14 protein-coding genes are annotated in these 18,773 nt (G+C 74.5%); 7 read left to right on the top strand and 7 right to left on the bottom strand.

Annotated elements, in window-relative coordinates; genetic code table 11:
• Positions 1-24: 24 nt before the first annotated feature.
• Both ABD979_RS10835 and ABD979_RS10830 read right to left on the bottom strand, forming a co-directional pair.
• Complete coding sequence (locus ABD979_RS10835) at positions 25-3,579, bottom strand: ATP-dependent helicase (protein ID WP_345507474.1); 3,555 nt, start codon at positions 3,577-3,579, stop codon at positions 25-27.
• Complete coding sequence (locus ABD979_RS10830) at positions 3,576-6,815, bottom strand: ATP-dependent helicase (RefSeq protein WP_345507473.1); 3,240 nt, start codon at positions 6,813-6,815, stop codon at positions 3,576-3,578. Before ABD979_RS10830 ends, ABD979_RS10835 begins: the two co-directional genes overlap by 4 nt.
• A gap of 324 nt (positions 6,816-7,139) precedes the next feature.
• Here ABD979_RS10830 and ABD979_RS10825 point away from each other — a divergent pair, with 324 nt between their 5' ends.
• Entirely contained in the window at positions 7,140-7,460 is a 321-nt protein-coding gene (locus ABD979_RS10825; protein ID WP_345507472.1) for a DUF1062 domain-containing protein, read from the top strand.
• A gap of 100 nt (positions 7,461-7,560) precedes the next feature.
• Here the strand turns inward: ABD979_RS10825 and katG are convergent, their stop codons facing one another.
• Positions 7,561-9,837: a catalase/peroxidase HPI gene (katG, locus tag ABD979_RS10820; RefSeq protein WP_345507471.1), complete on the bottom strand. Its 2,277-nt coding sequence runs from the start codon at positions 9,835-9,837 to the stop codon at positions 7,561-7,563.
• A gap of 19 nt (positions 9,838-9,856) precedes the next feature.
• The gene (locus ABD979_RS10815) at positions 9,857-10,354 is read right to left on the bottom strand and encodes a Fur family transcriptional regulator (protein WP_345507470.1); all 498 of its coding nucleotides are present in this window, start codon (positions 10,352-10,354) and stop codon (positions 9,857-9,859) included.
• 200 nt (positions 10,355-10,554) lie between these two features.
• Here ABD979_RS10815 and ABD979_RS10810 point away from each other — a divergent pair, with 200 nt between their 5' ends.
• Complete coding sequence (locus tag ABD979_RS10810) at positions 10,555-11,901, top strand: FUSC family protein (RefSeq protein WP_345507469.1); 1,347 nt, start codon at positions 10,555-10,557, stop codon at positions 11,899-11,901.
• On the opposite strand, the gene ABD979_RS10805 is transcribed toward ABD979_RS10810, so the two are convergent.
• Both ABD979_RS10805 and moeB read right to left on the bottom strand, forming a co-directional pair.
• Positions 11,898-12,665, bottom strand: a complete 768-nt coding sequence (locus ABD979_RS10805) for an MGMT family protein (RefSeq protein WP_345507468.1) — start codon at positions 12,663-12,665, stop codon at positions 11,898-11,900. The two genes, ABD979_RS10810 and ABD979_RS10805, sit on opposite strands and share 4 nt — an antisense overlap.
• A gap of 10 nt (positions 12,666-12,675) precedes the next feature.
• Positions 12,676-13,854, bottom strand: a complete 1,179-nt coding sequence (gene moeB / locus ABD979_RS10800) for a molybdopterin-synthase adenylyltransferase MoeB (RefSeq protein WP_345507467.1) — start codon at positions 13,852-13,854, stop codon at positions 12,676-12,678.
• Positions 13,855-13,955: 101 nt separating this feature from the next.
• On the opposite strand from moeB, the gene ABD979_RS10795 reads away from it, so the two are divergent.
• The 4 genes from ABD979_RS10795 (at position 13,956) to ABD979_RS10780 (ending at position 15,822) form a co-directional block, all read left to right on the top strand.
• Complete coding sequence (locus ABD979_RS10795) at positions 13,956-14,642, top strand: TetR/AcrR family transcriptional regulator (protein WP_345507466.1); 687 nt, start codon at positions 13,956-13,958, stop codon at positions 14,640-14,642.
• A gap of 56 nt (positions 14,643-14,698) precedes the next feature.
• Positions 14,699-14,920: a DUF3107 domain-containing protein gene (locus ABD979_RS10790; RefSeq protein WP_345507465.1), complete on the top strand. Its 222-nt coding sequence runs from the start codon at positions 14,699-14,701 to the stop codon at positions 14,918-14,920.
• Between the two features lie 199 nt (positions 14,921-15,119).
• Positions 15,120-15,392, top strand: coding sequence for a GlsB/YeaQ/YmgE family stress response membrane protein (locus ABD979_RS10785; RefSeq protein WP_345507464.1), 273 nt, complete (start codon positions 15,120-15,122; stop codon positions 15,390-15,392).
• Positions 15,393-15,552: 160 nt separating this feature from the next.
• Positions 15,553-15,822, top strand: a complete 270-nt coding sequence (locus ABD979_RS10780) for a GlsB/YeaQ/YmgE family stress response membrane protein (RefSeq protein WP_345507463.1) — start codon at positions 15,553-15,555, stop codon at positions 15,820-15,822.
• Between the two features lie 105 nt (positions 15,823-15,927).
• On the opposite strand, the gene ABD979_RS10775 is transcribed toward ABD979_RS10780, so the two are convergent.
• Complete coding sequence (locus ABD979_RS10775; RefSeq protein WP_345507462.1) at positions 15,928-16,644, bottom strand: ferritin-like fold-containing protein; 717 nt, start codon at positions 16,642-16,644, stop codon at positions 15,928-15,930.
• Positions 16,645-16,880: 236 nt separating this feature from the next.
• On the opposite strand from ABD979_RS10775, the gene ABD979_RS10770 reads away from it, so the two are divergent.
• Positions 16,881-18,656, top strand: coding sequence for a DEAD/DEAH box helicase (locus ABD979_RS10770; RefSeq protein WP_345507461.1), 1,776 nt, complete (start codon positions 16,881-16,883; stop codon positions 18,654-18,656).
• The last annotated feature ends 117 nt before the right edge of the window (positions 18,657-18,773 follow it).

The raw sequence follows: 18,773 nt of genomic DNA, 5'->3' as shown, positions 1-18,773 counted from the left end.
GGGCCGTGCCCACTCGACGGGTGGTCAGTCGGGGAGGGTCCGGAGCAGGTCGACGAGCGCGGCCTCGCCCGGCAGGTCGGGGCGCACGGTCACGCCCTCCCCCGCGTAGTAGAAGGCCGCGTCGACGAGCGCGGCGTCCACCCCGCGCAGCCGGGCGAAGGCGACGGCATACGCCCCGAGCTGCAGCGCGCGGACCCGGGCGTCCTGGCCGGTGGGACGGGCGCCGGTCTTCCAGTCGACGACGGTCCACCCGCCGTCGTCGCGCGGGAACACCGCGTCGACGCGGCCGCGGACGGCGATCCCGTCGATGACGGTCTCGATCGACAGCTCGACCTCGTCGGGCCTGCGGTCGGCCCACTCGCTGTCGAGGAAGCGCTGCTTCATCGCGTCGAGGTCGGCGTCGTCGGCGGCCCCCTCGTCGGCGCTGCCCGGCAGGTCGAAGAGGTCGACGATCGCGGCGCGGGCGAAGTGCTCCTCCACCCACGCGTGGAAAGCGGTGCCCTGCCGCGCCGCGACCGCGGGAGCGCTGGGCATCGGGCGGCGTAGCGACATCGCGAACGCCTCGGCGTCGCGGGCGAGCGACACCACCGCGGAGGCGGAGAGGTGCCGTGGCACGTCGACCACCGGCTCGCCGCGCGACCGACGGGCGGCCTGTTCCGCGAGCAGCAGCCGCAGGTCGTCGACTCGTGGGTCCCCGCGCGGCACGGTCGGTCCCGCCTCGACGAGGGCCGACACGCGACGGTGCGCCTCGAGCAGGCCCGAGCGCCGCTCGCCCATCGGGTCGTGGGGCCACAGCTGCGAGACGGGCACGGCGAGGTGGGGGTTCGAGGGCGCGGACGCCTTGCCCTTGGCGTCGACCACCGGCTCGGGGTCGGGTGCCCACACCGTGCGCCGCACCGTGTGGGGCAGCGCGGCCTCCACCTCGCCGAGGAAGCGTGACGGCACGGAGAGCGTCTTCTTGGACGCGCCCCACAGGTGCGTCGTCAGCAGCATGGCGGTGCGCGCCCGGGTCAGCGCCACGTAGGCCAGCCGGCGCTCCTCGGCCACGGCGTGCCGGCCGCCGTCGCGCACGAACGCCTCGATGGCGACGCCCAGGGCCTTGCGGTCCGGGACGCCGCGCCAGTCCAGGTGCGGCAGCCCCGCCCGGTCGCCGCGCAGGTCGTAGGGCAGCGAGTCGAGCCCGACGAGCCACCCCTTGTCCTTGACCTCACCCGCGCAGGCGTAGGCGGGTGGGTCGCTGTCGGCGACGGGCGCCACCGCGGTCGCACCGTGGGCCGGGAAGACGCCCTCGACGAGGGTCGGCACCGCGACGACGTCCCACTCGAGGCCCTTGGCGGCGTGGACGGTGAGCACCTGCACCGCGTCGGCGTCCGACTCGACGTGGCCCGCATCGAGCCCGCGCTCCTGGTCGCGCGCGGCGTCGAGCCAGCTGAGGAAGCCCGAGAGGGTGGGGCGGTCGGCGCTCGTGGCGTACCGCGCAGCGACGTCCGCGAAGGCATCGAGGTGCACGCGTGCGGTCGACGCGGTGTGCTCGGCGCGCGAGAGCACCTCGACGTCGAGGCCGATGGCGACCTCGGCCTCGGCCACGAGGTCGACGAGCGGCAGGGCCGTCAGGCGGCGCAGGCGCCGCACGACCTCGCCGAGGCCGTGCAGGCGGGCGAGCGCCTCGTCGCCGATGCCCGCGCCGTCGCGCCCCACCCAGCCCGGCCGCGGCAGGTCGTCGAGGGCCTCGACGAGGGTGGCCGTGTCGGCGCTGTCGGCCGCGAGGTCGGAGCCGTGCCGGTCGCACGACGCGTCGGCCGTCACCGCCTCCGTGTCGCCGGTCGCGACACCGTCACCGTCTCCCGCGGCGCTCGCCCCCGCCGCGCCAGGGCCCGTCGGGGGCGTGCCCGCGTCCGCGGGCGCCGGGTCGCCGGCGGCCTCCGCCGGGGCGGGCGTGGCCGCACGGGTGGCTCGCGCGTGCAGCTCCCGCGCCCACGCCCACAGCCCGGCGAGGTCGGCTGCGCCCAGACGCAGGACGGGCCCGGTGAGCAGGCGCATCAGCTGGTCGCCGCGCGTCGGGTCCTGCACGACCCAGAGGGCCGCGACGAGGTCGCTCACCTCCGGGGTGACGAGGAGCCCGCCCAGCCCGACGACCTCGACCGGCAGTGCGCGCCGGCGCAGCGCCTCGAGCACGAGGGGGAAGCTCGAGCGCCGCCGGCACAGCACCGCCGCGCTGCGGCCCGTGCGGCGGCCGCTCGGGCTGAACCAGTGCCCGGCCACCCACGCGGCGAGGTGGTCGGCCTCCGCCTCGGCGGTGTCGAGCCGCGCCGTCTCGATCGTCCCCTCGCCCGCGCCGGGCCGGGCCCGCAGCGGCACGACGTGCTCGGTGGCGAGCGGCGCGGCGACGACGTTCGCGGCCTCGAGGACGAGCCGGTCGTTGCGCCAGCTCGTCGACAGCGGCAGCACGTCGGCCGGGCCCTGCTCCCCCGCGAACTCGGTCGGGAAGCGCAGCAGGGTGGTCGCGCTCGCCCCTCGCCAGCCGTAGATGGACTGGTTGGGATCGCCGACCGCCGTCAGCGCGACCCCCGGGTGGTGGAAGAGCGAGCGCAGCAGCTCGAGCTGGGCCTCCGAGGTGTCCTGGAACTCGTCGAGCAGCACGGCTCGGAACCGCTCGCGCTCGATGTCTCCCACCGCGGGCACCGCCCGGGTGAGGCGGGCCGCGATCGCCATCTGGTCGGCGAAGTCGAGCGACTCGCGCTCCCGCTTGAGGGCGAGGAAGGCGTCGACGATGGGCAGCACGGTGCGCCGTTCGCGCAGCACGGCCACGGCGTCGCGGGCGGCCGTGAGCGAGCCCCGGCCCTCACCGTCGGGCAGGGCGTCGAGGCGTTCGAGCACGGCGTCCAGGTGCTCGGCCACCTCGCCGGGCGTGCGCACGTGCTCGGCCATCTCACCGGCGAGCGCCATGACGGCCTGGATGACCGTCGCCTCGCTCTTGACGACGTCGTCCATCGGCCCGTCCCAGCGCGAGACGGCCTCGGCCGCCAGCTGCCACGCCCCGGCCTCCGTCAGCACCCGGAACTCCGGCTCGATGCCGACGCGCAGGGCGTGCTCGCGCACGAGGCGGCCGGCATACGCGTGGTAGGTCGAGACGGTCGGCGTGCCGCCCAGCACCTCGGCGCCCGTGCCGTCGTCGGCGGGCGGCGTCCAGATGCCGGCGCGCTCGAGCCCACGCAGGCGCTTGGCGATGCGCTGGGACAGCTCGGCCGCGGCCTTGCGCGTGAAGGTGAGGCCGAGCACCTGGTCGGGATCGACGAGGCCGTTCGCGACGAGCCAGACGACGCGGGCGGCCATCGTCTCGGTCTTGCCCGAGCCCGCCCCCGCGACGACGAGGAGCGGGCGGGCGCCGGCCTCGATGACGGCCGCCTGCTCGTCGGTGGGCGGCGGCATCTCGAGCGCCGCCGCGATGTCGAGGGCGCTGTGCTGCGGGAGCGACCCCGGCGACCCGGGCGACCCGGGGGACCCCTGTGACTCCGGCGACCTGGACGCCGACGGCGACCCTGCGGCGGCGCCTGCGACGCCGACGGTCCCGGCGCTCACAGGGCGTCTCCCTCGGGCTGGACCGGGCAGGACGAGCGCACCGGGCACGTCTCGCACGCCTTGCCCTGCGACGCCCGGAACTGCGCGCCGCCCATGCCCTCGGCCGTCTGCTCGACGAGGGTGCGGGCCCATCCCGGGTCGTCGCTGCGGGCCAGCGGCGGTTGCGGCAGGACCCCCGGCTTGAGCCCGGAGAGGCCGCCCTTGCCGATGAAGACGAGCGCGGCACCCGCGCTGCGGTCCCCGAGGTCGCCGAAGCCACCCTCCTCGACCGCGACCTGGTAGGCGCCGAGCTGGCCGTGCTCGGCGAGCTCGGCGCGCGTGGGCTTCGACTTGCCGGTCTTGAGGTCGACGATCCGCAGCCCACCCTCGGCGTCGCGCTCGATGCGGTCGACGCGCCCCGCCACGACTGCGCGCCCCACCTCGACGCGGAAGGGGGTCTCGATGCCGACGGGCTCCCACTCCCCCGCGCTCCCGTCGCGGTAGGCCGCGAAGCGGGCCACCATGTCGTGTGCCTCCCCGCGCGTGCGCTCGGTGACCCACCCCGGGCGCAGCCCCAGCCGACCCCAGCGCTCGTCGACCTCACGGTGCAGCACGTCGAGCGGCGCGTCGGGCAGCTCGGCCACGATGTCGTGCACGAAGGTGCCGACCGACGCGGCCCCGAGCGACACGCCCTCGCCGCCGACCGAGGTGAGGAACCAGCGCAGCCCGCACTCGGAGAAGTAGGTGACCTTCGACGGCGACACCGGCACGGGCTCGTCGGGGCGGCGCACCGGCCGGTCGCTCGTCACCGGACGCAGGGCCCACCACGTCGCGGGGTCTGCGCCGCGCACGCCGGCGCGCGCGGCCGCGGCGAGCAGGTTGAGGGCGGGCTCGGCCACGCCGGGGTCGGGGCTCACGACCTCGCGGCGCAGCTCGCCGACGAGTCCCGGCAGCGTCATCGTGCGCGCCACCTCGGCGTGGGGGCGCACCTCGTCGGCGAGGCGGGTCGTCGCGGGCGGGTCGACGAGGTCGAGGTAGACCGATGGCTGCTCGTCCTCGTTGCCGACCGCGGTGACGAGCAGCCGCTCCGTCGCCCGGGTGACGGCGACGAGGAAGAGGCGGGTCTCGTCGTAGCGCACGGCGGCCTGCGCGGCGCGGAAGCCCAGCGGGCGCCGGGCCACGACGTCGACGAGGTCTTCCGAGCCGAGCACCGAGCCGCGCAGCCGCAGGTCGGGCCAGACGCCCTCCTGCACGCCGGCGACGACGACGAGCCGCCACTCGCGGCCGGCCGCGGTCTGGGGCGTGAGCAGGGCGACCCGCCCACCGGACTGGCCGCCGACGAGCAGGGTGTCGCCCGGCACGTCCTGGCCCTGGATGTGCTCGAGGAACTTGTCGGGTCCCGCCGTCGGCAGCCGGTCGACGAAGGCGCCCGCGGCATCGAAGAGCGCGAGGACGGCGTCGAGGTCGCGGTCGGCCCGCTCGCCCGAGGTTCCGCCCGCGAGGGCCTGCCGACGCCACCCCTCGGCCACGCCGGCGCCCTCCCAGATCGCCCACAGCACCGACTCGGCCGTGACGCCGCGCGCCCACCTCCCGTCGTCGGCGACGCGGGCCGCGGCCACCCCGGCCGCGAGCGCTGCGGCCACACGGGCCGCCGGACGGGCGGTGCTGCCGAGCAGCGCGGCGCGGGCCGGGTGCTGCAGCAGCTCCGCCAGCAGCTCGTCGCTGGATCGCCCACCGCCCGAGGCGAGCTCGTCCTGACGCAACGACCGTCGGAGCCGTCGCAGGGCCACGGTGTCGGAGCCGCCGACGGGTGACAGGACGAGGTCGGTCGCGCGCACGGGGTCGAGCGCGTGGACGTCGCCGCGGTGCTCGGCGCGCGCGACGGCGATGGCCTCCTCGAGCAGCACGAGCAGCGGTCGCACCGCGCTCTCGTCGCGGACCGGTGCCTCCGCGGAGCCGGCCTCGACCGGCACGCCCGCCTGGCCGAGCAGCCGACGCATCGTGTCGGCGCGGGCCGAGCCGCGCACCACGACGGCCATGTCGGTCCACGGCAGGCCCTCCACGAGGTGCGCGCGACGCAGCACGGCCGCCACGTGCGCGGTCTCCTGGGCGGCCGACCGCAGCAGCGCGACCTCCACCGAGCCCCGGTCGGACGCCGGTCCACCGGGTGCTGCCGGGACGAACCGGCGCTGCTCGCCGCCGCCGAGGGCGCCGATGCGCCGCGAGACCCGGTCGGCGACCCCGGCGAGCGCCGCGCCGAAGCGGTGCCCGCGGTCGAGCACGACGGTCTCGCTGTCGTCGGTGTCGTCGAGCAGGTCGAAGAGGCCCCCGGCGAGCCGGGGGTCGCGGCCCGCTGTCGCCAGCTCGGTCCAGCCGTCGGCGAGGAAGCGGGGGTCGGCGCCGCGGAAGGTCTGCACGGCGGCGTCCGGGTCACCGAGCAGCACGATGCGCGGACCGCCGGGCCGCGCGACGACGCGCAGCAGCCGTGCGGCGGCGGACGTCAGCTCCTGGGCGTCGTCGACGACGACGAGGCGGATGCGTTCGTTGAGCCGGTCGAGCGCCGTGGGGTCGTCGTCGAGAAGCTCGGCGACGGCGGTCAGCACCCAGGCCGGGTCGTAGGACCCGTGACGGCTGAACGCGGTGACCTGGTCGTACTCGCGCAGCACGTGGGCGGCCGCAGCCCACTCCGGGCGGGAGTGCTCCGTGGCCAGCCGGTCGAGCTCGTCGGGCCCCTGCCCCAGCTCGACCGCACGCATCAGCAGGTCGCGCAGCTCGTTGCGGAAGCCCCGCGTCGTCAGCGCCTCGTGCAGCCCCGCGGGCCACGCCGGCCCGGGCACGTCGCCGGCCGCGTGCCCGGCGAGCAGGTCGCGCAGGATGACGTCCTGCTCGGGGCCGTTGAGCAGCCGCGGCGGCGGGTCGCCGCGAAGCGCGGCCTCGGCCCGGAGCACCCCGAAGCCGAACGCCTGCCAGGTGCGGGCGAGCGACTCCGTCGAGGTGCCGCCGAGACGCGCCGTGACGTCCTGGCGCAGGCGGGCGGCCGCGCTGCGGCTCGACGTGAGCACGAGGCACGAGTCGGCGCGCAGCCCCTGCCGCCGCACCGCGTCGACGACGAGCTCGACGGCGAGCGTCGAGGTGCCCGTGCCCGGGCCGCCGAGCACGCGCAGCACGCGCGCCCGCGAGTCGAGGGCGGCCTGCTGGCGCTCGTCGAGGCGCACCGTCGCCGGGGCGAGGGCAGGAGCGCGACGCAGGATGACCACCTCCGGATTCCATCACGCCCTGCCGACACCTGCCGACACCCGCCGACACCCGCGACCGCCGCGACCGCCGCCCGGCAGCGACGGAAAAGGGGTGGAGCCCGGGTGGCCGACGTGGCTACGGTGCTGCTGCCCCAGCCCCTGCGTCCCGAGGACCTGCCGATGCACCTCCTGTGAGACCCCTCGACCGCTGAACCGTCGTACGGCGCCCGCGCGTCGTGCTCCTTCTGCCTTCGAACTCCTCACAGGAAACCGGTGCCTCTCCGTGCCCACTCACTGGGCCGTCGTGCCCACCTGCCTGCCCAGGGTCGTCCGTTGGTGCCACGCGTGCACCGGGGACCGCTTCCGCACGACCGGCGGTGCTGCAGGACGGGACCGTCCGGGCGGCGCAACCGCATCGCTCTCGGCTGGGACGGTGCCTGGCGGCTCGACACCGGCCCGCCGCAGCACCGCGATCCCGCCGTCTGCGCCGACGTGCGGGTGCGCTTCACCGCACGCATCCCCGTGCGGCCGGTGCGGCTCGTCGCCGAGGGACTCGTGCTCCCGCGGGCCGAGGTGGTGCGCCTGCTCGACGCGGGCGACCTCGTGCCGTCGGTCCCGCTGCGCGCCCGGCGCGCGAGCGACTTCGCCTGCACGTTGCGGCGGTGAGCGCGGGGATCTCGGGCCCAGCCCCGCCGAGGGCCCGCGGGCGCGCGTCGGGCCCGGGACGGCATACCTGCTCGTCCCGGGCCCGATCGGCGTGCTCAGCTCACGACAGGTCGAAGCGGTCTGCCTCCATGACCTTCGTCCACGCGGCGACGAAGTCGTGGACGAACTTCTCCGTCGCGTCGGAGCTCGCGTACACCTCGGAGAGCGCACGCAGCTGGGAGTTCGAGCCGAAGACGAGGTCGACCGGGGTCGCGGTCCACCGCAGCTCGCCCGACTTCACGTCGCGGATGTCGTAGACGTTCTCCTCGGTGGCCGACGCCTTCCACTGCGTGCCCGCGGACAGCAGGTTGGTGAAGAAGTCGTTGGTCAGCACGCCGGGACGGTCGGTGAGCACGCCGTGCGCCGTGCCGCCGACATTGGTGCCGAGGGCACGCAGCCCGCCCACGAGCACCGTCATCTCGGGGGCCGAGAGGCCGAGCATGTACGCCCGGTCGACGAGGAGCGTCTCCGGCTGCAGCTTGACGCCCTCCCGCAGGTAGTTGCGGAAGCCGTCGGCGCGCGGCTCGAGCACGGCGAAGGACTCGACGTCGGTCTGCTCCTGGGTGGCGTCGGTGCGACCGGCGTGGAACGGCACCGTGACGGGCACGCCGGCGTCGCCCGCGGCCTTCTCGACGGCGGCCGAGCCGGCGAGCACGATGAGGTCCGCGAGGGACACCTGGGCGCCACCGGCGGCGTTGAAGTCACGCTGGACGCCCTCGAGCGTCTCCAGCACGGATGCCAGCTGCTCGGGCTGGTTGACCGTCCAGCCGCGCTGCGGCTCGAGGCGGATGCGGGCGCCGTTGGCTCCACCGCGCTTGTCGGTGGAGCGGAACGTCGCGGCCGAGGCCCACGCCGTGGAGACGAGCTGGCTCACCGACAGGCCGGAGGCGAGCACCTTCTCCTTGAGCGTCGCGACGTCGGCGTCGGAGACGAGCTGACCCTCCACGGGCGGCACGGGGTCCTGCCACAGCTGCGGCTCCGGCACCCACGGGCCGAGGTAGCGCGAGACCGGGCCCATGTCGCGGTGGAGCAGCTTGTACCAGGCCTTGGCGAAGGCCAGCGCGAACTCGTCGGGGTGCTCGAGGAAGCGGCGCGAGATCTTCTCGTACTCCGGGTCGAACCGGAGCGCGAGGTCGCTCGTCAGCATCGTCGGCCGGCGCTTCGGCGACTCCGGCGTCGGGCCGGGGATGACGGCCTCGGCGTCCTTGGCCACCCACTGGTGGGCGCCGGCCGGGCTCTTCTCCAGCTCCCACTCGTGGGCGAAGAGGAACTCGAAGTAGTCGTTGCTCCAGCGCACCGGGGTGCGGGTCCACGTCACCTCGAGGCCGGAGGTGATGGCGTCCGCGCCCTTGCCGGAACCGAACTCGCTCTTCCAACCGAGGCCCTGCTGCTCGAGCGGGGCGGCCTCGGGCTCGCGACCGACGAGGTCGGGGTCGCCGGCGCCGTGGGTCTTGCCGAAGGTGTGGCCGCCGGCGATGAGGGCGACGGTCTCCTCGTCGTTCATCGCCATGCGCGCGAACGTGTCGCGGATGTCGCGCGCCGAGGCGACGGGGTCGGGGTTGCCGTTGGGGCCCTCGGGGTTGACGTAGATGAGCCCCATCTGGACGGCACCGAGCACCTCGTCGAGCTCACGGTCGCCCGCGTACCGCTCGTCGCCCAGCCAGGTGTCCTCCGGCCCCCAGAAGATCTCCTCCGGCTCCCACACGTCGCGGCGGCCGAAGCCGAAGCCGAACGTCTCGAAGCCCATGTCCTCGAGCGCGACGTTGCCGGCGAGGACGAGCAGGTCGGCCCACGAGATCTTCTGGCCGTACTTCTGCTTGACCGGCCACAGCAGGCGGCGGGCCTTGTCGAGGTTGGCGTTGTCGGGCCAGCTGTTGAGGGGGGCGAAGCGCTGGGCGCCGTCGCCCGCGCCGCCACGGCCGTCGTAGATGCGGTACGTGCCGGCCGCGTGCCAGCTCAGGCGGATGAAGAGGCCGCCGTAGTGGCCGAAGTCGGCGGGCCACCAGTCCTGGGAGTCGTGCAGCACGTCGACGACGTCCTGCTTGAGGGCGTCGAGGTCGAGCTGCGAGAACGCCGCGGCGTAGTCGAAGTCGGCGCCGAGCGGGTTGCTCCGCGGCGAGTGGGCGCGCAGCACCGTGAGGTCGAGCGAGTCCGGCCACCAGTCCTTGAGGCCGTGCGGGCGACCGCCGGACTTCGGGGTGGGCGCGTCGATCGCCGGGTTCTCGCTCTCGCTGCCGCTCGCGGTCGCGGAGTCGTGCATGACCGGGCAGCCGCCCTCGGCCTTGCGGTCCACCCCCTGGGGGCTCTCGGGTGCGACGTCGTTCGGGCTGTCGGTCATGGATGGGTCCTTCCGGGTGTCACTCGGGGTCACGTACGGGTCGGTCGGTTCGGTGGGGTGTCGGGGCCGGTGCGGCCGGAGGTCCGTCGAGGCGGTCGAGGGTGCTCCGGCAGGCCGGGCAGGTGCCCCAGTACGTCACCTCGGCCTCGTCGATCACGAATCCACCGCTGTCGGATGCCGTGAGGCAGGGGGCGTCGCCGACCGCGCAGTCGACGTCGGCGATGGCGCCGCAGGAACGGCACACGACGTGGTGGTGGTTGTCGCCGACGCGCACCTCGTAGCGGGCGACGGAGCCGGTCGGCTGGATGCGGCGCACCAGCCCGGCGTCGGTGAGGGCCCGCAGCACGTCGTAGACGGCCTGGTGCGACACGTCGCCCGCCACCGCCCGCACCCGGCGGATCACCGTGTCGGTGTCGGTGTGCGGGTGGTCGTGGAGCACGGAGAGCACGGCCACGCGCTGGCGCGTCACCCGCAGGCCGGAGCCGCGCAGCGCCGTCTCCAGGTCCGTACCGCTCATGCCGCGAGTCTTCCGATCTTTCTGGAACAAATCAAGTCTTGTGGGTGGACTCGCCGGGACCGTGGGCCGACGGGTCCACCTGCCGGAGCGGGGTCTCGCCTCGTACGATGCGAGGAGACGGCCTGGGACGGGGGTGGCCGCGTCGGGGTCGGGCCGGCCGCCCGACGGACCGCCTCGAGCGCAGCACTCCGGGGGCAGCGATGGCACGAGCGAAGCGCACCGGCGTCCCGACGTGGGACCAGCTGGCCACGTGGGCCTGGCCGAGCCGGCCCTCCCGGTGGGGCGAGGTCCCGGCCCGTGTGCGGCCCACCCTGGCCACCGTGCTGCGCCTCACGGCCGCGGCGGTGCTGGCCTACCTGCTCTCGCAGGCCGTCACGGGCGGCACCCTCGACCTCACCGGCCCGCTGACGGCCCTGCTCGTCGTCCAGGCCTCGGCCTACTCGACGATCAAGATGGGCACGGTGCGCGTCGGCGCCGTCCTCTGCGGCATCCTCGTGGCGACCCTGCTCTCCACGTGGAGCGGGCTCACGTGGTGGAGCCTCGCCGCCGCGATCGCCGCCTCGCTGCTGCTCGCCAAGGTGCTCCGGCTCGGCGACCAGGCGCTCGAGACGCCGATCAGCGCGATGCTCATCCTCGGCGTCAGCAACCACGACATCGCGTCCGAGACGCGCATCGTCAACACGCTCGTCGGCGCTGCCGTCGGGGTCGCCTTCAACCTGCTCTACCCGCCCGCCATGCCGATCGCGGCGGCCCGCCAGGCGCTGCTGCGCGTCTCGGAGGCCGCCGCCTCCGCCCTCGGCGCGGCCGCCCAGGCGCTCGCCTCGGGACCACTGAGCCGTCGCGACGTGGGCGACTGGATCGACCGGGTGCGGTCGGCGAACCGCGAGGTGGCCCGGGCCACCGAGGCCATCCGCCGCCTCGACGACAGCCGCCGCTTCAACCCGCGCGCCCTGGGCACGCTCGACGTCGGGCCGGTGCTGTCCTCGGCCCTCGACACGTTCGAGCACTGCCTGCTCGCCATCCGGGCGCTCTTCGCGGTGCTCCTCGCAGAGCTGCCTCCCCGCGACGCGCCCGACGACCCCTACGGCGACGAGCTGCGGCAGGCGTTCGGGGTCGTCCTGACCGACACGGCCGAGTGCGTGCGCGCGTTCGCCGGGCTCGTGCTCGCCGAGGCCGACGGGCGCGAGGAGGACACCGAGCAGGCGCTCGCGCAGAGCCTCGACATCCTGCGTGAGACGCAGGCCATCCTCACCGAGCTCATCCTCGTGCGGGCCCGCGAGGACGCGTCGTCGTGGCTGCTCCGGGGCTCGATCCTCGCCGCCGTCGAGCAGGTGCTCGCGCGGCTCGACCTCGAGGACCGCGCCCGCGTGCACGAGCGGTGGAAGGAGCAGCAGCGCCACCGCCGGCTCGCGCAGCTCCCGCGGATCGTCGACGACGTCCTCCTGCACCCCGACCGCCCGTACCCCCGAGGGGTCGAACGCGGGCGCGCCCGCCGGTCCGACCGGCGGGCCGACCGTCGGGCCGGTCGACGGACCCGCGGCGACTAGCGCGCCGCCCCGGGATCCTCCGCGACGAGCTCCACCTCGAAGCCCTCCCCGCTCTCGAGGTAGGCGGCATAGTGCTGCGACCCACCGGCATACGGGTGCGTGTCGGGGAACATCAGGGTCCACCCTCCGGCGCCGCAGGCGTCGACGAGCGCGTCGACCTCGACCCGCGAACCGCCGTGGAAGGCCAGGTGGTTCAGGCCTGCGCGCGTGCGCTCGTGGCGGCCCGCGACGATGTCGGGGCCGGCCTCGACGACCACGTAGAGCGAGCCGAGCTCCCAGGCCTGGCCGTGGCCCCAGTCGTCGCCCAGGTGGTAGCCGAGCCGCGCGAGGAGCCAGCCCCACTCGCGCTTGGCGGCAGCGATGTCGTCGACCCAGATCTCCACGTGGTGGAGCCCACCACGCCGGGCCGGGTCGCCCCCGCCGGTCACGCCGGCCGGCGCGGACGTCGCCGCGGCCCCGCCGAGGTCCCAGCGGGCGCGGGACATGTCGGCGCGCCCACCCGCGACGAGCCCGCGCACCATGGGCGTGCCCTCGGCCCGCCAGTGCTCGAGCGCCTCGTCCTCGAGGCCCTGCGGCGGGCGTCCGTCCGACCGGATGACGCGCCACCACGGCACCTCGGAGCCGTAGCGGCTCATCACCGTGCCCACCGTGCGCGGCCCCATGCCGCCCAGGTGCCCGGCGATGTCGCCGTAGGCGAGCACCCTCCCCTCGGGGATCGTCGCGACGAGGTCGAGCACGCGCCCGGCGTGGTCCTCCAGCGGCACGGCGATCCTCTCAGTACTCGGGCTGGCTCGGGTCGACCTCCCGCAGGTACGCGAGTATGCCGCCCTCGACGTTCGCGACGTCGGTGAAGCCCGCGCGCAGGGCCAGTCGCGTCGCCTCCGCGGAACGTCCGCCGACCTTGCAGTGGATGAGCACCCTTCTGTCCGTGGGCAGCTCACCGAACGCCTCGCCAGAACGGAAGCGGTCGAGGTGGATGGGCACCGCGCCGGGGATCGACGCGATGGAGCGCTCCTCCTCGCCGCGCACGTCGACGAGCAGGGGCGGCTGCGGGGCCGCGAGCTCGTCGACCATCTCGAGCACGGTGACGCTCGGCAGGTCGCCCTCGTGGGCGGTCGCGGCGCCGGGGACGCCGCAGAACTCGACGTAGTCGACGAGCTCCGTGACGGTCGGATCCTCGCCGCAGACCGGGCACTGCGGGTCGGCCCGGACGGTGAGCGAGTCCCAGGTCTGGCGGAGCGCGTCGTGCACCATGAGCCGCCCGACGAGCGGCTCGCCGATGCCGAGGAGGAGCTTGATCGCCTCCGTCGACTGGATCGACCCGATGGCCGCGCAGAGCACGCCGAGCACGCCGCCCTCCGCGCAGCTCGGCACCGACCCGGGAGGCGGCGGGTCGGGGAAGACGCAGCGGTAGCAGGGCCCGTGGCCGGCCCACCAGACCGACACCTGCCCGTCGAAGCGGAGGATCGAGCCCCAGACGTGCGGCTTGCCGAGCAGGACGCACGCGTCGTTGACGAGGTAGCGCGTCGGGAAGTTGTCGGTGCCGTCGACGACGAGGTCGTAGCCGGCGACGATCCCGAGCGCGTTGGAGGAGTCGAGCGCCACGTCGTGACGCACGACCTCGACGTGCGGGTTGACGCGGTGCACGGCGGCCTCGGCGGACTCGGTCTTGGGGCGACCGATGTCGGCGTCGGAGTGGATCACCTGGCGGTGCAGGTTCGTCAGGTCGACGACGTCGGCGTCGACCACGCCGATGGTGCCGACGCCGGCCGCGGCGAGGTAGAGCAGGGCCGGCGAGCCGAGCCCACCCGCTCCGACGACGAGCACGCGGGCCGCGGCGAGACGCTCCTGCCCCTCGCGCCCGACGTCGGGCAGCAGCACGTGGCGGGCGTAGCGCGTCGTCTCGGCCTTGCTGAGCGCCCGACCCGTCTTGACCAGCGGATCCGTCGACATGTCCTCACCGTACTGCTCGGTATGGTGAGGTGGACACGGTCGTCGGCGGGTGGACGGCTGGACCGCACGAGCACCACGCCCACGCTTCGAAGAGGATCCGCATGGCAGAGCAGACCACCCCGACGGCCCGCGGCCAGCGGCTGCCCCGATCCGAGCGGCGCGCGCAGCTGCTCGACGCGGCGCTCGGCGTCTTCGTCGAGAACGGCTACCACGCGGCGGCCATGGACGACATCGCCGGTCGCGCCGGGGTCTCGAAACCCGTGCTCTACCAGCACTTCCCCGGCAAGCTCGAGCTCTACCTCGCCCTCATCGACCAGCACACGGGCGAGCTCGAGCAGCTCGTCCGCGACGCCCTCGCGCTCTCCGACAACAAGGCGCGCATCAACACGATGACCCGCGCCTACTTCGACTTCGTCGGCCAGGAGGGCGCCGCCTTCCGGCTCATCTTCGAGTCCGACCTCGCCAACGAGCCGGAGGTGCGTCGTCGTCTCGACCAGATCGACCTCACCTGCGCCGAGGCGATGGCCGAGATCATCCGCAGCGAGACCTCCATGGAGCAGGAGGAGGCCGTGCTCGTCGGCGTGGCGTTCGTCGGCCTGGCCCAGACCTCGGCCCGGCACTGGCTGACCCACGAGGCGACGGTGTCCAAGGAGACGGCCGTCCGCATCACGGCCGCGCTCATCCGCCGTGGCTTCGGCGCCTTCCCCCTCGTCGGCCGCGCCGACCACGGGGACACCGAGCGGCCCGGGGACACCGCGCGGGAATCGGTCGGCAGCGACGCTGGTTAAGGTGACGACGGGCGCGGTCGACCGCGTCCACCCCGAACGCAGAAAGCAGGTTTGACGTGGAGGTCCGCATCGGCGTGCAGAACGTGGCACGCGAGATCACGTTCGAGACGACGCAGTCCACCGACGAGATCTTCGCCGCCGTCAAGACGGCGCTCGGAGCCGACGTCCTCGAGCTGACCGACGACAAGGGCGGCCGCATCATCGTGCCGTCCGCCTCGATCGGTTACGTCACGACGGGCGCGGAGCGCAAGGGCGGCGTCGGGTTCGGCGCCAGCTGACGGTGAGCAGGACGCTGCCGCAACGGCATCCGTCCTGCGACGCACGAGGGTCGTCGGCCTGCGAGGTCGGCGGCCCTCGTGCGTCTCGGGTCAGGTGTGCGTCGGGAGGTCCTGACGGGTACGAGCCTGCCGAGAGCGTCGCGGGACCACCGCGACGCCGTCACCCGCGAGGCGGGACCTGAAGGAGGACGCGTTCCAGATGCTCACCACCATCCTCATGGCACTCGTGGCCGGGGCGGTCGTTGGACCGCTCGCTCGGCTGGTGCTGCCGGGCCGGCAGAGCATGGGCGTCGTGCTGACGGTCGTGCTCGGCGCCGTCGGGTCGCTCCTCGGGGCGCTCATCTACTACAAGGCGACCGGCGTGCAGGACTCGGACGGCATCGACTGGATCTCCGGACTCATCGGGGTCGTCGTGGCGGCAGCCCTCATCGTCGGCTACGGGATGATCACGGGCAACCGCCAGACCCGCTGAGTCGACGCGTCGGTCACCGACGCGACCACCTCGCGAGAAATCACCACCACCACATCCACCACTCCCGCCACACGCGGTGGGACATTTGATCTCGTTGCACGAGACGTCCGCACCCGCGGACCCAGCGGTCACCCTCCGTGACCAGAAGGAGCTGTGACACATGATCGGAACCATCATCGGGGCCATCGTCGCCGGCCTCATCATCGGCGCCCTCGGCCGGCTCATCCTGCCGGGCAAGCAGAACATCTCCATCGTCATGACGATCGTCATCGGCATCGTCGCCTCGCTCGTGGCCACGCTGATCCTCGGCGGCATCTTCGGCTACGGCAACGACAACGGCGGCGTGCGCTGGTGGTACTGGATCGTCAGCGCCATCCTCGCCGCGGTCGGGATCGTCGGCTACGGCCGGATCTCGAAGAAGTCGGTCTGACCGACACCGCACCACCTGTCACGTCGAAGGGCCCGACCGCCACGGTCGGGCCCTTCCGCGTCCCCTCGCCGGTCCCGTTCCGGGGTCCCGCCCGGGCCCGCCGGGTCAGGCCGACAGCCCGAGCCGCTCCATGCGGCGGGAGTGCTCGTCGGTGAGACGGGCGAACATCCGGCCGAGCTCGGCGAGGTCGGCGCCCGCCCGGCCCGGGGCGCCGACGAGGATGCTCGCGAGGGCGTCGCGCTCGACGCCGACACGCTGCGCCTGGGTGATCGCCTCCCCCACGAGCCGTCGCCCCCAGAGGGCGAGCCGACCGGCGAGGCGCGGCTCGGCCGCGATCGCCTCGCGCACCACCGTCACGGCGAAGTCGGCCTGGCCGGTGTCCTCGAGCACGCTGACGACGAGGGCCCGGGTGTCGTCGTCGACGTAGCGCGAGATCTCGCGGTAGAAGTCCTGCGCGATGCCCTCGCCGACGTAGGCCTTGACGAGGCCCTCGAGGAAGTCGGAGGCGGTCGTGCGCTCGTGGAAGGCGTCGATGGCGGGCACGAACGGCTCCATGGCCGTCTCGGGCGCCACGCCGAGGCCCTGCAGCCGCTCGGTGAGCACGGAGTAGTTCTTCAGCTCGTGCGCGGCGAGCACGGCGATGGCGGACTTGTGGCGCAGGCTCGGGGCGAGGTCGGCGTCCTTGGCGAGCTGGGAGAAGGCGCGCAGCTCGCCGTAGGCGAGGGCGCCGAGCAGGTCGGTGACGGCGGCGAGATAGCCCGGCTCGCCGCCCGTGCCCCCGCGAAGGTGGTCGTCGGCCCCGGCGGTCACGTCGTCGCTCATGGGCCCAATCTAGTGACGGAGTTCGGGTCGGCGGCCACCTTGCCGGTAGACTGTGGAGGACAACCCGGTGCCCGGTCGGCCCGATGGTTTTTCCAGATGGTGCTCGCGGAGTCCCCGCGCACCGGTGGAGCCCACGCTCACGCGAGAGCCCCCCACCGTCCTGACAGTCTCCGATCGGCCCGTCACGCCACTGAGCTCCCGTCCTCCGGGGTGCTCGTGCCGATCGAGAGATGCCCATGACCCAGACTTCCGAGACCTCCGCCCAGGCGGAGGCCACGACCACCGCCGCCCTCGACACGCCCGACGTGCCCGAGACCGCGGACGTCGCCGCGGCCGTCGAGCCCGACCTGACCTTCGCCGACTTCGACGTCCACCCCGAGATCGTCGCCTCGCTCGCCGCCGCGGGCATCACCACCCCGTTCCCGATCCAGGCCATGACGCTGCCCGTCGCCCTCGGCGGCCACGACATCATCGGCCAGGCCAAGACCGGCACGGGCAAGACGCTCGGCTTCGGCGTGCCCATGCTCAACCGCGTCGTGGCCCCCGGTGACGAGGGCTTCGACGGGCAGGCCCGTCCCGGCAAGCCGCAGGCCCTCGCCGTGGCGCCCACCCGCGAGCTCGCCGTGCAGGTCGCGGGCGACCTCGAGCGCGCCGGCCGCGGTCGCGGCATCCGCGTGCTGACCGTCTACGGCGGCCGCGCGTACGAGCCCCAGATCGAGGCGCTGCGCACCGGCGTCGAGGTCGTCGTCGGCACGCCCGGTCGACTCATCGACCTCGCCAAGCAGGGCCACCTCGACCTGTCGCAGGCACGTACCGTCGTGCTCGACGAGGCCGACGAGATGCTCGACCTCGGCTTCCTGCCCGACGTCGAGACGCTGATGTCGCTGACGCCCGCGTCGCGCCAGACGATGCTCTTCTCGGCCACCATGCCGGGCGCCATCGTCGCGCTGGCCCGCCGCTACATGTCCCAGCCGACGCACATCCGCGCCATGGGCGACGAGAACGAGAACGCCCACACCGTCAAGGCCGTCGAGCAGTTCGTCTACCGCGCGCACGCCATGGACAAGGTCGAGATGCTCTCGCGCATGCTGCAGGCCAACGGCCGCGGCCTGACGATCATCTTCAGCCGCACGAAGCGCACGGCGGCCAAGGTCGCCGACGAGCTCGTCGAGCGCGGCTTCGCGGCCGCCGCGATCCACGGCGACCTCGGCCAGGGTGCCCGCGAGCAGGCGCTGCGCGCCTTCCGCAACGGCAAGGTCGACATCCTCGTCGCCACCGACGTCGCGGCCCGCGGCATCGACGTCGAGAACGTCACGCACGTCATCAACTACCAGTGCCCCGAGGACGAGAAGACCTACCTGCACCGCATCGGTCGCACGGCCCGCGCCGGCAACACCGGTGTGGCCGTCACCTTCGTCGACTGGGACGACCTGCACCGCTGGACGCTCATCAACAAGACGCTCGACCTCGGCATCCCCGAGCCGCAGGAGACCTACTCCAGCTCCGACCACCTCTACACCGACCTCGACATCCCCACCGACGCCAAGGGCCGCCTGCGCCGCTCGCAGCAGAAGCTCGCGGGCCTCGCGGCGGAGGAGATCGAGGACCTCGGCGAGACCGGCAAGCGCCACGGCAAGTCCGGCGCCGGAGCCGGGTCCGGACGTGGCGACCGCGGCGACCGCGGCGACCGCGGCGATCGCGGGCGCACGCGCTCCGACCGTGGCCGTGGCGGCTCGGACGGCGCCGACGCGACGGCCGAGGCCGGCGAGGGCGGGGCCCCCGAGAGCGGCGAGAGCCGCCCGCGCCGCAACCGCAACCGCCGCCGCACCCGTGGCAGCGGTGCGGCCGCCGCCGGAGCGGCCGGCTCGGCGGAGTCGACCGGGGGCGACGAGTCCCCGGCCGCCGCGCCGGACGCAGCGCCCGCGGGCGAGGGTGGCTCGCGCCGCCCGCGCCGACGCCGTCGGGGCGGCTCCGGGCGCGAGGGCGCCACGGCGTCCACCGCGGCCGAGTGACGTCCGGGGCGAGCCCGCACCGATCGCTGAGCACCTACCGCTGAGCACCGCCCGCTGAGCACTGGGCGACCACAGGACCCGGGTCCCGGCACACGTGGCCGGGGCCCGGGTCCTGTT

Source organism: Terrabacter aeriphilus, from assembly GCF_039542985.1.
GTDB classification, from domain to species: domain Bacteria; phylum Actinomycetota; class Actinomycetes; order Actinomycetales; family Dermatophilaceae; genus Terrabacter; species Terrabacter aeriphilus.
This window is presented reverse-complemented; position numbering and strand designations above follow the sequence as displayed.